This window comes from Halorhodospira sp. 9621 (genome assembly GCF_022228055.1).
Lineage (GTDB): Bacteria > Pseudomonadota > Gammaproteobacteria > Nitrococcales > Halorhodospiraceae > Halorhodospira > Halorhodospira halophila_A.
This window is the reverse complement of the sequence record NZ_JAJNRD010000126.1, coordinates 1-355: the sequence shown is the minus strand read 5'-3', so window position 1 is coordinate 355 and position 355 is coordinate 1. Positions and strand designations below refer to the sequence as shown.

1 protein-coding gene is annotated in these 355 nt (G+C 62.8%); it reads left to right on the top strand.

The features are described from left to right. The coding region (locus LRF89_RS13410) for a type IIL restriction-modification enzyme MmeI (protein ID WP_338018534.1) at window positions 1-355 on the top strand (355 nt) is incomplete at both ends.

The following is a 355-nucleotide window of genomic DNA, read 5'->3' as shown; positions in this document are numbered from 1 at the left end:
GGATGGTTCCGTCCACAACCGGAGGGCGGATCTCTACCGGCGTGGCTGCTTCGTTCTGGAATCGAAGAAGATCAGGGCTGGAGAGAACACCACCGGCTGGGACAAGGCGCTCAAGCGGGCATTTGAACAGGCCCAGGGCTACGTTCGTGCGCTGCCCGCGTGGGAAGGTCGGCCACCGTTTATCCTGGTGGTCGATGTAGGGCAGGTCATTGAGTGCTACTCGGAGTTCTCCCGCAGCGGCGGCAACTACGTCCCTTACCCAAGCCCCACTCAACACCGAATCCGCCTGGAGGATCTTCGGGATCCAGAGGTCCGAGAGCGCCTTCGGCTTGTCTGGCTCGACCCGGACGCGCTC